Consider the following 13,267-nt stretch of genomic DNA (forward strand, 5'->3'; position numbering starts at 1 on the left):
GGCAAACATCGCCGGCACGAAGCAACGGCGGCCGATACGTCGCTCGTATCCGGAGCTGTCTTGAAGATCTTGGGGCCTGACCCGGATAGCACGGCGCCCGGCATTTCTGCCGGGACGCCGCGTCCCGCGAGCTCAGGATAAGGCTTCGACTGCGGGACGGCTGTCGCCCAGCACAGGGACCGTCTCGGCGCCCCATAGCTGCCGCTCTCGAATCCAGGGGAGCGGATATTGGGGATGCGGGCTGTCAAACTCGCGCGCAAGACGATGCCCGTCGAAGATCGCGTCAGAGATTTGTCGCGGCGCATAGCAGTCTCCTACCCGGTAGACTGCCTGCAGTCCGTGCTTGTCCCACTCGCCACGCCGTTGCTTCACCTGCTGATACAGGTCCTGATTGGGCACGCGGGATGTCACGAGGATGATGGCGTCCACGTCGAGCACAACCGTATCTGTGCTTTCCCGACGCGGCAGTTTTCCATTCTCCGGATCGGTCAGTGCCCAGCCGTGCCGATAAAGATAAAACATCGTCAGTTTGCCGTTCTCGTAGGAATCAACCCAGTGGTTGCGAACTAGCGTGATGCCCTTCTCATACATCAGACGCTTGTTGTTCTGAACTTCCATCGTGAATTGGCTGTATTCCGCCGGATCCGACATGTTCGTAAGGAACGTAACCTTCTTGCCACGATCCGCGGCGAGTTCTGCCATGCTAACGCCGGTGAAGTGGCCGTCGCCATCAAGAACCACAACGTGGTTTCCTGGAATCGGCTTGCCCGCCATGATCTGCTCGGGAGTCAAGCAATTCGGGAGCCGAGCATCGCAGCCGGGTAGCGCGCTATGGCCTTCGGCACCGAGCCCGTCGGTGGCCCAGTGCGATCCAGTCGCGATGACGACCTTATCGGCACCGTAGGAAATCACGTCATCCGCCGACATCTTGCCGACGCCCAGGTGCACCTCGACATTCTTCATCTTTGCGAGCTGAAGCTGGCGATAGGTGGTCACGCGCCCCCACTCGTTCATCCGAGGATAGCGAATGACATTGCGCAAGTGGCCACCGAGTTCGGCCTCTGCTTCCCGCAGATGAACGTCATAGCCCCGCTCGCCGAGAACTCTCGCGCATTCCATACCAGCGGGACCGCCGCCAACGACCAAGACCGAGCATGGGTCAGAAGTCTTGGAGAAACGCTCCGGATGCCAGTTGCGACGGTACTCCTCCATGGAGGTTGCGTTTTGGGTACAGTTCAGAAGCCCGGCCTGGTTGAACTTCGACACACACTGATTGCAGCCAATGCATTCGCGAATATCCTCAGGTCTGCCGTGCTCGATCTTCTTGGGCAGGAAGGGATCGGCGATCGAAGGGCGCGCTGCACCGATAATGTCGGCAATGCCACCACGAATGACCGCCACCATGTCGTCCGGGCTTGTATAGCGGCCGTTGACCACCACCGGCACATTGCCCACAACGCTCTTGGCTTCCCTGACGAAAGGCAGCATCCAGCCGGATTTCCGGAAGCGCGATGTGCCAGCGTCCTCGCCCCACTCCTCGTAATCGCCGATCTTGACCGCCCAGAGATCGCAAACACCTTCCTTATGCATCAATTCGACGAACTTGATGCCTTCGTCCTTGGCCTGAAGGCCATGCGGTCCCTGCAGGGTGTCAATTTCGTAACGCGTCGTGATAGCGCTGGTGTCGCCGCAGGCCTTCTTGAGCGCGCTCATGACCTCGATATAGACGCGAGCACGGTTTTCCAGTGAGCCACCGTATTTGTCGGTACGCTTGTTGTAGCGCCGCTCGAGAAACTGCACCGGGAACGTGCTGTCGCCAGCCGTGACTTCGAGCAGATCGAAGCCGGCGTCCTGCGCCCTCTTGGCAGCCAGTACATACATATTGATGACGGCCTTGATGTCGTCTTCGTCGCACTCGGCGGCGTACACCGTGCGCGCCGGCAAGAGATTGGACGGAAGGCACGACGCCGACCGTGGCACTTCGCGCGATTCAAGCCGCGGCGAATGAATGCCGCCGTACCAGAGTTGGACTCCGGAGAGGCAACCATGCTGGTGAATCTCGTCGCACATCGGTCGCAGATTGCGGACGTCACCCTCGTCCCACAGCCGCGCCGACGTATAAGGAAACTCATCGGACTCGGGATGGATCGAGCAAAACTCAGTGAACACAACGCCCCAGCCACCCTCGGCTTTCATGCCGCGGAACTTCGCCTGCATGCCTGGCCGCTCGGATCCTACGCCGGCGCAATGAGACGTTTGAAAAAATCGGTTAGGCGAGACCTTTGGGCCGATCTTCACCTTGTCAAAAAGAATATCGTACTTGGGATCACGTGCCATTACCGACTGCTCCTTGGAATTGGAAGACTTCGAAGCTGCCGTAGCAAGGTCCGCGCCAAAGAAATTAGTCATGGTCCTTCAACGGATTGCTCGCGCGGAAGCTATTTATCAAGGCAGCGCGCAACGCTCTTTTGCTGCAATTCTGCAGCGCCGCTGAGATTGAGCAGCAGCAATTCGCACTAAGCGCTGGCGCTGATGTGGCTCTAGCCCCCGGGCGCGCGGCTGCTACTGCCGGACTACGACCGCCGCCGATTGATCGGCAAATGTGCGCGTTGCCGACATCACTTCCCACGAAGAGCCACGGTTACCCTCAGCTCGCAAGAGCGCAATATTCCTCACGAGGAAGACGCACCTCCCGCCGCGAGACTGTACTGGCTGCACAGAGCACGCCGCTTCGCAGCCGAGACTAGCTGCTTCCCTTGCGCGACCCGCACGAGTTGCGAGCGGTGCTGGCGGCGCTCCTGGTGCTGCGCAATTGCAGCGGCACATTTGCAAACACGCAACAGCGCCGCCTCCCGGATTTCCAGAGACTACGCCAAGTGCTTGATTTTCAATCGTGTTGCCGTTGGCACGCGTTGTGCTACGCGCTCCGAAACTGAAGATGCGGCAGGGACGTCTCGGCAACAACGATCATCGGACCAGTTCGCGACGGATGGCACGCAGCGCGCTGCAGCCACTTCAATGGCGCCATTCGTCAAGACTCGCCCACCCGGCAGACCGTCATGATTTGTAGAAGTCGACAGTTACGTCGTTCTTCCCTGAATGGATAACTGGCATGGAGACGATATGACGAACCCTGCGGACGCGAACGATGTATCGGATGATACCCAGCTCCGACAACTCGGCTACGCAACCTCGTTCGATCGATCCATGAGCCTCTGGGAGAACTTCTCCCTTGGCTTCACCTATTTGTCGCCCGTGGTGGGCGTATACACGCTCTTTCAATTTGCTCTGTCGACGGGTGGAGCTCCCATGTTTTGGAGTTATCTGCTCGTCGGGGCCGGGCAATTTCTGGTCTGTTTGGTTTTCTCTGAAATCGTTGCACAGTACCCGATCGCCGGCGGCGTTTATCCTTGGGCTCGTCGACTTGTCGGCGAACGCTGGGGTTGGATGACCGGTTGGGTCTATTTGTGGGCCCTAGCAACGACCGTTGCGGCAGTTGCTATGGGAGCCGGTCCATATTTGGCGCTTCTCGCCGGCTTTACCCCCTCGCCTTTGGTCAACGCCGTCACGGCAATGTTGATCATCTTTGCATCTACGCTGCTCAACCTTGGTGGAACGAAGATCCTCGCTCGCGTTGCGATGACTGGGTTCATCTGCGAACTATGTGGCGCGCTGGTCGTCGGTGCGTGGTTGCTTTTATTCGGTCGTCAGCAGTCCTTCTCGGTCCTGTTCGATACTAGCTCTGTGAGTGGCGAAGCGAGCTATTTGCCTGCCTTTCTCGCCGCAAGCCTGGCTGGAATTTTTCAGTATTACGGTTTCGAGGCCTGCGGCGATGTCGCCGAAGAGGTACCACACCCGGGCAAGACCATCCCTCGCGCGATGCGCCTGACCATCTATATCGGCGGCGCTGCCGCCATGTTCGTGTGCGTTGCGCTCATCTTGGCGGTCAAGGATCTCGGCGCCGTGATTTCCGGCAAGGATGCCGACCCCGTGTGGACGGTGCTGACCGCGAATTTCGGCGAGTTCGGGGCGCGTGCCGTGCTCCTCGTCGTGCTCGTTTCTTTTCTGTCCTGCGTACTTAGCCTTCAGGCCGCCGCCAGCCGTCTCATCTTCTCATTTGCGCGCGACGGCATGTTGCCGGGATCAAAGGCGCTGGCACAGCTGTCTTCGACCCACGTCCCAAGCAAGGCGCTCATTCTGTGTGGACTCGTTCCCGCGGGCATCGCTCTGTGCGGCTATTTCCTTTCCGACGCGATCGCGGTGGTCGTCAGCTTTGCCGCGGTCGGCATTTACCTTGCCTTCCAGATGGTCGTGGTCGGCGCATTGTCGGCCCGGTTAAACGGCTGGAGCCCATCAGGCCAGTTCAACCTTGGAGCTTGGGGCATGCCAGTCACAGTGCTTGCTCAGATCTACGGCGTTGCCGCGATTGTCAATCTCGCCTGGCCTCGAAGGCCTGAAACAAGCTGGTACGAGAACTATGGCGTGATCCTCACCAGTGTGGTGGTCCTGGTCGCCGGGTTGATCGTTCTGCCCTTTATGAAATCTGGAATCGCGCGCCTCACGGCGGCCGCGGACAAGGCTGGCTAGCCTCCCGAGCCTCCCAAAGCTTACCGCTATCTACCGAATATCGCGCAGACACCCGCAATCATTACGCAGAGACTGGAAAGACCTCACCATGCAGACGAAGATGCTGATCGGCTCAAAATTGGTAGCCGGAACGGACGCCGAGGAGACAATATTCAACCCTCGAACCGGCGAAGCAATTCTGCGGATCGCAGAAGCCTCGCAAAGCCAAATCGATGAGGCTGTTGGAGCAGCGCAACGGTCGTTTGCGAGCTGGTCGCGAACCACTCCGGCCGAGCGTTCGGGTTACCTCCTCAAAATCGCGGCCCGGATTGAGGATGACGCGGCGGATTTTGCAAAGCTTGAAGCGTTAAACTGCGGCAAGCCGATCAAGGCGGTCCTAAATGACGAGATTCCCGCCATCGTCGACTGCTTCCGTTTCTTCGCCGGGGCGGTACGCGGGATGCCAGGCATCGCCGCCGGGGAGTATCTAGCCGGCCACACGTCCATGATACGGCGCGACCCAATCGGTGTCGTTGCCTCGATAGCCCCCTGGAACTACCCGTTGATGATGATGGCCTGGAAGCTCGCTCCTGCCATCGCTGGGGGCAACACCGTTGTATTCAAGCCGTCTGAGCAGACGCCATTGACCGCGCTCAAGCTCGCTACCGCTCTTGCAGAGATATTGCCTGAAGGCGTCGTCAATGTCGTGCTCGGCCGCGGCGCGAGCGTCGGCCGCCTGCTAATCAATCACCCAGGTATCGATATGATCTCGATCACTGGCGACGTTGGAACCGGCAAGAAAGTCATCGAGGCGGCGGCCGGTTCGGTTAAGCGCACCCACCTTGAGCTCGGCGGGAAAGCCCCAGTAGTTGTTTTCGACGATGCGGATCTTGAGGCCGTCGTGTCCGGCCTGCGTGCTTTCGGCTACTACAACGCCGGTCAGGACTGCACAGCGGCATGCCGCGTCTACGCGGGACCCAAGGTCTATGACAAGCTGGTTGCCGACTTGAGCGCCGCCGTTTCGACCATCAAATACGGCCATTCCGACGACGCAGAGAACGAAATCGGCCCGTTGATCTCACGACGTCAGCAGGAACGGGTGGCATCTTTCGTCAAGACCGCCGCAGAATTGAAGCACGTTGAAATCACCACCGGCGGATCGGTTGGCAAGAATGGCTTCTACTACCAACCCACCGTTGTGGCCGGCGCTCGACAGACCGACGAGATCGTGCGCCGAGAGGTGTTTGGACCGGTTGTCTCTGTGACGCGCTTCTCGGATGCCGAGGAGGCCATAACCTGGGCCAATGACAGCGACTACGGCCTCGCCTCTTCGATATGGACAAAGGACGTTAGCCGAGCGATGGCTTGCGCCGCTCGGCTCCGCTATGGCTGTACGTGGATCAACACCCATTTCATGCTTGTTAACGAGATGCCGCATGGCGGCCTCAAGCGGTCGGGTTACGGCAAGGATATGTCTCTCTACGCCCTTGAAGATTACACGGTCGTGCGTCACGTCATGGTCGCCCACGGTGGATAATTGAAAGAGGGGCGTTCAGTCGCATGCCCCCGGAAAGCCGTTGGCGCGGAAGCCCCCCGCGCCAACTCACCGTCAAGCTTGGCCAGCCTGTCGCAAGGATTGAGCTTCACTTTCGCAGGGTCACCGTCCGTCCTGCTCAATTGGAACGCCGATAATGTTCCCCATGGACTCCCAACTCGTACCGTTGAATCGCTGAAGCAACAGCTGGGTGAACGCTTGACTGTTGCCTCCACTGGTATTCACCAGGATGCCCGCATGAACCAACGGCAATTTCAGATTCTTGAGGCTGCGCGACTGCTTGAGGACATTCTCACGCGATAAGTCGTCTCCACATTGCTTCAGAACTTGCTCAAGAATCATCCCATTGACCATGCCGCCTGCGTAATTCAGGTCTGACAGGTCGGCTCCGGGTACATGCTGAGCCATGATCTCCCGAAACAACTTGATTCCCGAGTCCCCGGCGTACTTTGGATCAACCGCATCCTTGAGATACGTTGCCGAAACAACGCCTGTCGACGCTTCGAGTCCTGCTGGCTTCAGCGTCGCGGCAATCGAGCTGGACACAACATTGAGGATTCGCAGCGGCCTCCAGTTGAGCTCGTTTGCTTTGCGGAGAGCCTGCGCCGCGAATTTGGGTGTAGCGCCGATGACCAGGACGTCGGCCCCCGAACTCTTCAGCCTTACAATCTGGCTATCAATGGTCGGCTCGGTGACCTCGTAGGACGCAGTCGCGACCCGATCTGCGAAATCGTCCTTGAACTGGAACTTGAGGGCATTCAAGAAATCACGACCGAGATCGTCATTCTGATAGAGCAGAGCTATCTTCGCTTTGGGTAAGGTCTCCGAGATGTACTTCGCGTAGATTCGGCCTTCTGTTTCGTAGCTCGGAATCCCGGTCGTCGTGTAAGGGAATTCGGAAAAGTCGGTGAATTTCGACCCACCTGAGATGATGAAGAGGTCAGGCACCTTTTTCGCGTTCAAGTATTTGATTGTTGCTGCGTTAGTCGGCGTGCCGAGCGACCCAAAGATGAAGGCCACGCCGTCATTCTCGACTAGCCGTCGCGTCTGCTCTACGGCTTTTGGCGGGCTGTAAGCATCATCGTATGCGATGAAGTTAATCTTGCGACCATTTACACCCCCCTTTCCGTTGAGATACTCAATGTAGGCAATAAGCCCCTTTCCTGTCGTCGCATAAGCGGATGCAGGCCCGCTGAAGGGGAACGTCGCGCCGATTTTGATCTCTGAATGCGTTACACCGGGCCATTCGGCTGTCGCGTTAGCCCGCGCGGAAAAAAGCGCCAATACCATGACGCAAATCATCGAGAAAATTCTTCTCACAGCGCTTCCTCCTAGTGAGGCACGTCTTTAGCGGTGCCACAAAAGGAAGTATCTTTATTGGTATGACCGAACCAAACTTGACAGTTTGCGCCAACTCCGACTCTAAGCTGAAGCAAAACCGAAGCTAGAGTTTTTTCGGTAGCTTGCTGTTCCGAAGGGAAGCCGACACGACTCAGCACCGCGAGAACTGCGTAGATTGCCCATTTAATTGGGCTTAGAGAAATCCATGGGCAAGTCGGCGGAGGCGACACCGTGCCGGAATTGCAATGGGGTCACGTGAGACATCTTTTTGAAGTGACGGCAAAACGCGCTCGTTTCACTATATCCAAGATAGAATGCGATCGACGTAATCGGTATGGACGTCATTTTTAGCAGAGACTTTGCAATGTGGAGACGCACCTTGTTGCGAAGGTCGAGATAGTTGATGTCGCTTTCATAAAGCTTTCGCTGAAACGAACGAAGACTCATCCCGAAATCGCTCGCGGCATTCTCGACATCGATATTCATGCCGGCGGAAAGAGCCGACGTCATCCAAGCTTCGATTGAGGCGGAAAATCCCAAATGCTGCTCTCGCGCGCGAATCGAATCAACCAACTCGGCTTCCAGTTTGGCGCTCGAGTTTGGATCCGAGTATTTTGCTGATTCACCGAGATTTGCCGCCGGAAAATAGATGGCGTTCTCGTTTCGCCCGAAGCGGACCTCACAGCGAAAAAAGGTGCGATATTCGGCAACAATGGTGTCCGAGCTGGGAGCGTGCTGAAAGTCGATCCAAAGCGGCGACACCTCCATTCCAAGCAGTGTCGTAAGAATTGAATGTTCAAGGGCGATTGTGAACAGAGCATCCTGCTTTCGTAACTTCACCGTTGGATCCGTGATGAGATAGCTCAATCTTGCAACGTCACCGTTGAGAGCAAATCCATAGTGTGTGTTATTTTGGAAAGCCGGAAAGTATCGTGTGAACTTTGAAAACGCGTCAGCGCCGGTCTGAGACGCCATCATGAGCGGCGCGATTGGACCCAGCCCGCTCAGTTGAAAGGCCTTTCCGAGCGTGAGGCCGAACAGCGGGTCCCCTTTCTCGACCGCAGCGGCCTCGAGCATTGCGGTGAACTTGGCGAGCGGCCAAATGTCGGCGCCACCGGCGACGCTGGGCCCTCCAAACTTGGCGGCCAACGTCTCCACATCGCCCCCCCTCGCAGCAATCGTCGCTAGAAGCGCATCCGCAATTAATCCAGTTATTATGCTTGCTTCTCGCATCAGGCCCTCATCGAGATAACCCAGGTTAAGCAAGAACCGGGCCGAGATGAGTTGTCGCACGGGCGACTTAGATGGACAAGCGACGGGTTGTGGGGACGCCAAGCTCCTGGCCGCTTCCTCGAATGCGACCTGCCGTCTGTCGAAGGCAGAAGGCGGCTAAAACCGCAGTTCGCGCGCTCTGTCTGCCCGCCCCCCCCTGCCCCGGCATGCCGCCAAGCCGGACGTCGCGCCTCGACTCGAGGAGTTTTGGTCCGGCCTGTCGTTTTTAAGGCTCAAGGGGCAGGAGCGGGACGCTGTTCGGGCCTTTGCGAGATCGCAGCCACGCTCTCGCACCGCAGCATCGGCGGGAGCTTTCCCGACTACCTAGTGTCATTCAACCCTTGAATTGGCTGGACAACTCGCCTGGTTTAGCTCCGGCGGCAAATCGATCGTCGGATTTCCGTTGAAGAAGCCGGCCGGCATAAGTTTGAAGCCGGTCGTGACGCAGGGCTGCACCGGAAAATCCTCGACCCGGACGGGATGGTGTAGTCCGAAAACATGCCACAAGACGACGTCGGAGTTCTCGATTGGTCTGTCCTTGGCGATAAAGTCTGGCAGCCCTCCCTCTCCGCTCGAATGGTTCATGAACTGACCTGCCGGGAAGCGCTCGTTTTGATCGTAAGCAGTTACCCAAACATGATTTTGGACAAAGCCGGCTCTTTTCCCAGAGGGCGAGTTTGGCCGCATGAACGGGGTGATGCAGTTCGGCGCTTCGAGTTTGTAGGCAACCGGCGAGCCCGCATAATTGAACTTCGTAGGGTTGATCACCTTCCAGTAGCGCTGGGTAGCGGCGTTCGCCCGCCGCGCTGCCTGCGTTTCTCGTTTGAAGATGGTTTCTTCCTCATAGAAGGCGTTTCCATATGGATTGGATTCGCCCTCCGGCTCAAGATACGTATTGCATTCGACGACACTGTTGCGATCGCCATCGACAGCCATATCGAGGCGGGCGCAGAAAATGTGCTGATGTATCTGGCCGACAACTCCAGGGAGAACTTCTCTTCCGAACTTTCCGGGCTTCCCGGCGATGCAACCAACGGTATTGATGATGCCGGTCGCCTTCATCTCGAATTCGATTGTGCCATCGAGCAAGAAGTACCAATAGAGAGCGTACTCGTAGTTGCCGACGGTGCAGATCGTCGAAACCACGAGCCTTCGCGCGCGACGGGTTTCCGCCCGATCAGTGCGAAAGTCCCAGTGCTTCCAGAGCAATCCGACATCCTCCTCGTGAATGCAAATTGCCTTCTCGATCGTAAGCGGTTCGCCTTCCATCGTATTGAGGTGAACGTCGAGGTATTCGATGGACCCGAGACAATCGCACCCGAGCTTCAGCGAGTTCGCAAGCTTGCCAATACCATACTCGCCGATGTCGAATACGTTCTTCCGGAAATGCCCATTCTCCGGGCTGCCATACGGCACTACCATCTCAACAATGGAGGCCCTGTAAACCACGGGCCGGCCATCGTATTGGACGTCGTGGAATGTCAGCGCCTCACGGCTGTTGAATCCCACCAGGAATGTCCATTTGTCCCACGTCAAGGTGCGGCCCGAGAGGCGAAAATTGACGCCTTGTGGCTGCACGACGTCGATTGGCTTCAACGGTGTCCGCGGTGTGATGAACTCACTTTCGTAATTTGCTTCCTGCATCGGGATCGGAACAACGCCGTAGTCGTCGACGCGAATTACTTCCCACGACTTGAGGTCGATTACGGCATTCAATCCCTCGATGGGGTGAGCGTAGAAATTTTCATTGTCGCGCAAGCGCAGCCAGGCGAAGACATGGCAGAGATGCCGCCCGCCCTCGCCCTCGATTCCGAACGTGCCGGCCGACCATGGATCGATGCAAACCTTGCTCATGTCCGTAATGCCGCGCTTGGCACAAGCCGCAATGAAAGCCGGGTTCTTCCTTACGAACACTTCGATCGCCGTGAATTGCTCAAGCTGGATCATCGGACGCTTGTCTGGAAATTCCTCCCGGGAAACGATTGCGCCGCGATCAAGCGATACTTCCAGTGCGAAAACACCGATCTTCGTAGCACTGAAGACGTTTACCCTGGCCGAGCGCTTTATCTGATCGCCCGTCCTGAACGACCGTATCTCAGCCTTCGGCGGTTCGAGCAGTTCGATCGTCTCGAACCTTGTGTCGTCTCCATAGGGAGCATTTCGCCTGACAATGGCCGTGACTGCACGGATCTCCTCGACAGTCAACGGTTGCAGCGGATGCGTGATTTTCTCGGGTTCGCTTCTCGAGCTCGAGCAACAACGCTCCTCGACGAAATCAGTCATTTTTCATCTCCCTTGAAGATTGACGCCAGCTGATGCACCCAGAGCTCAACAAGCGAATCCGACGACGTGGACGACCTTGATCGCGCCACTGCTAAATCCTGACCGGAAGCGAGGTCGTGCATCCCGCCCCCTTCACCGCATTGCGAAAAGGTAGCTCGGTTGCTGGAGAGCACCTTGACAATTCGCGCCAAACGGTCGGGCTTCCAGAGCGAACATGTCCGATCGAGAGGGCCTGCGACCAAGCGAGCCATTCAGTTCGCAAGGCAAAAACCCATGGCCGCGGGCGACCGCATCAGATTTGCAACCGCAACAGCGATCAAGATTGCGCCGATGACCATTCGCAAAACTCGACGGGTCTGAGGGCGCCTGAGCCGCCGATGAACAGCCAGTTGTCCCACCCCTACAAGTACCAAAGGAGGGGTGGTCGCTAGTCCGAAACCGAGCATGAAGAGACCTCCTCCTAATGCCGATCCCGTGAGCGCGGCGTTCAAGAGCGCCGAATAGACCATGGCGCAGGGCGCACAGCCCCAGGCGACTCCGGCGGCTATCCGTGACGACTGAATAGGGGAATGCCTGCGCATCCGCGCGGCCAGACCTGCAAACAGCCGGTCCGGACCCACGACCGGCGGAACCCAGCCAGCTATGGAGGCTCCAGTCCATATCAAAACAGCCGACGCAACGGCCAAGAGGGGTGTCCGAAAGTCGGCGAAGCGGGCAATCGCGCCGAGTGAACTCAGGGTGGCGCCCACCGTCGCGCCAAGCGCCGCGTAAACACCGACGCGTCCAATGTGTGGTGCGAGAAAACTCTGCGCGATAGTAAGCGAAGACCGGGCTTGATCGGGACGGACAATTGCCAATGAGGAAGCAATCGCGCCGCAATTGCCCACGCAGTGAAGACCACTCGCAACGCCAACAATCGCGCCGCTGACGATCGCCAGCTCAACCAGCATTCATCCGAGCTCGACGTTTCGTGTTGAGTGCGACGCGTGGCCCCATCCTTTGGATATCAAAAGCGGAGCCGCTCGCCGATGGCACGGCACGCCCGGATCCACACGCGGTCGTTTACCACCTCGAAAGCGACAGGTTGAGACGAGACGCGAACAATCACAGTCTCATCTTCCGGGTCAACGTAGACATACTGTCCGTGTACGCCGATCGCGCAGAATGCGCGACGCCCACGCTGGGGCGTGTACCACTTGTTGCGATAGTTTCCCTCAGGAAACAGCTTGGTGAACTCGCCTTTCGCCCAGGCAGCGGCATCGCCTCCGTTCTGAATATCATCAATCCACCATCGTGGGACGACCTGCCTTCCTGCGCTGACCCCATTGTTCCGCATCATCTCGCCGAATCGCCCAAGGTCTCTCAGCGTTGCACAGAACCCAGCCGCCGCTCGTGCCGCGCCATAAGCATCCAAGGTAACGTAAGCATCGTCTTCCGCGCCGAGAGGTGCCCATATGTATTGGCCGACGAGTTCCGCAAACGCCGCTCCGCAAGCGCGCTCAAGAATCCAGCCGAGCAGGTCCGTATTTGGCGACGCATAGTGGAACTTATCCCCATGCGCGCCGCCGTTGGGCCTCATACTCAGCAGGAACTCCCGCAAATGAGGCGATGGTAACCCTCCTTCTGGATTGACCTTCCATCCGCACGCGCGACGATAGCGAGCCACATCCCCGTCCGGATCGACGTAATCCTCCTCCCAGTGCAGTCCAACCGCCATGTCCAGCAGATGACGGATCCGCGCTGCCTCGTAGGCGGTGCCTTTCGCTTCCGGAAGATATTTCAGGATTGCGTCATCAGGATCTATCTTGCCGGCTTCGGCCAGGATACCGGCGAGAACGCCCGTAATCGATTTCGTGACCGAGAAGACGATGTGTTGCATCGATGGAGCAAAGCCGTGGTCATAGTACTCCCAAACGACGGTGCCGCGGTGCATGACCAAAAGGCCGTCGATTTCAAGTTGCTTGATAACGGGAAGCAATGTCGTCGGTCGTCCATCGAATCCGTCGAAGCGAACCTCCTCCAAGTCCCGCCCTGCACGACTGAGCGGGGACGCGTATGGGGGTCTTCTGATATTGGCGGTCGGCAGAATTTGACGAACGTTTCGAAACGCCCATTCATTGGCTGGCTTGGTCAGCCAATTGAGCAAGGTAACCTGAGATTCCTCCGGCGCGGGAAACGCCCGCATCATTGCCTTTCGGCCCATTCGTCGATCCATTTCAGGTAACTTGCCAAGCTGAAGAGGTTATCTGA

The 13,267-nt window shown here is 57.8% G+C and carries 8 protein-coding genes; 2 read left to right on the forward strand and 6 right to left on the reverse strand.

Annotation, left to right across the window (positions count from 1 at the left end; translation table 11 throughout):
• Positions 1-132: 132 nt before the first annotated feature.
• Positions 133-2,337 carry an oxidoreductase gene (locus JQ617_RS24465; protein ID WP_212028516.1) on the reverse strand — a complete coding sequence of 735 codons (2,205 nt, stop codon included), beginning with the start codon at positions 2,335-2,337 and terminating at the stop codon, positions 133-135.
• Between the two features lie 786 nt (positions 2,338-3,123).
• Here JQ617_RS24465 and JQ617_RS24470 point away from each other — a divergent pair.
• Positions 3,124-4,587, forward strand: a complete 1,464-nt coding sequence (locus JQ617_RS24470; RefSeq protein WP_212028517.1) for an APC family permease — start codon at positions 3,124-3,126, stop codon at positions 4,585-4,587.
• Positions 4,588-4,675: 88 nt separating this feature from the next.
• The gene (locus JQ617_RS24475; protein WP_212028518.1) at positions 4,676-6,103 is read left to right on the forward strand and encodes a gamma-aminobutyraldehyde dehydrogenase; all 1,428 of its coding nucleotides are present in this window, start codon (positions 4,676-4,678) and stop codon (positions 6,101-6,103) included.
• A gap of 120 nt (positions 6,104-6,223) precedes the next feature.
• On the opposite strand, the gene JQ617_RS24480 is transcribed toward JQ617_RS24475, so the two are convergent.
• The 5 genes from JQ617_RS24480 to JQ617_RS24500 all read right to left on the reverse strand — a co-directional run bounded on the left by JQ617_RS24480 (position 6,224) and on the right by JQ617_RS24500 (position 13,232).
• A complete protein-coding gene (locus JQ617_RS24480; RefSeq protein WP_212028714.1) occupies positions 6,224-7,423 on the reverse strand; it encodes an ABC transporter substrate-binding protein in 1,200 nt (399 codons plus the stop codon).
• Between the two features lie 222 nt (positions 7,424-7,645).
• Positions 7,646-8,755, reverse strand: a complete 1,110-nt coding sequence (locus JQ617_RS24485) for an AraC family transcriptional regulator (RefSeq protein ID WP_212028519.1) — start codon at positions 8,753-8,755, stop codon at positions 7,646-7,648.
• Positions 8,756-9,064: 309 nt separating this feature from the next.
• On the reverse strand, positions 9,065-11,017 hold the full coding sequence (locus JQ617_RS24490) for a primary-amine oxidase (protein WP_212028520.1): 1,953 nt from the start codon (positions 11,015-11,017) through the stop codon (positions 9,065-9,067).
• 251 nt (positions 11,018-11,268) lie between these two features.
• The gene (locus tag JQ617_RS24495; protein WP_212028521.1) at positions 11,269-11,967 is read right to left on the reverse strand and encodes a sulfite exporter TauE/SafE family protein; all 699 of its coding nucleotides are present in this window, start codon (positions 11,965-11,967) and stop codon (positions 11,269-11,271) included.
• 56 nt (positions 11,968-12,023) lie between these two features.
• On the reverse strand, positions 12,024-13,232 hold the full coding sequence (locus tag JQ617_RS24500; RefSeq protein ID WP_249157451.1) for a serine hydrolase domain-containing protein: 1,209 nt from the start codon (positions 13,230-13,232) through the stop codon (positions 12,024-12,026).
• Positions 13,233-13,267 lie beyond the last annotated feature (35 nt).

This window comes from Bradyrhizobium sp. KB893862 SZCCT0404, assembly GCF_018130885.1.
GTDB classification, from domain to species: Bacteria; Pseudomonadota; Alphaproteobacteria; order Rhizobiales; family Xanthobacteraceae; genus Bradyrhizobium; species Bradyrhizobium stylosanthis.

Bases quoted from the DNA above. Each gene is read 5' to 3' on its own strand.
- JQ617_RS24465 (WP_212028516.1), bottom strand. From the start codon at position 2,337: ATGGCACGTGATCCCAAGTACGATATTCTTTTTGACAAGGTGAAGATC.
- JQ617_RS24470 (WP_212028517.1), top strand. From the start codon at position 3,124: ATGACGAACCCTGCGGACGCGAACGATGTATCGGATGATACCCAGCTC.
- JQ617_RS24475 (WP_212028518.1), top strand. From the start codon at position 4,676: ATGCAGACGAAGATGCTGATCGGCTCAAAATTGGTAGCCGGAACGGAC.
- JQ617_RS24480 (WP_212028714.1), bottom strand. From the start codon at position 7,423: ATGATTTGCGTCATGGTATTGGCGCTTTTTTCCGCGCGGGCTAACGCG.
- JQ617_RS24490 (WP_212028520.1), bottom strand. From the start codon at position 11,017: ATGACTGATTTCGTCGAGGAGCGTTGTTGCTCGAGCTCGAGAAGCGAA.
- JQ617_RS24495 (WP_212028521.1), bottom strand. From the start codon at position 11,967: ATGCTGGTTGAGCTGGCGATCGTCAGCGGCGCGATTGTTGGCGTTGCG.
- JQ617_RS24500 (WP_249157451.1), bottom strand. From the start codon at position 13,232: ATGGATCGACGAATGGGCCGAAAGGCAATGATGCGGGCGTTTCCCGCG.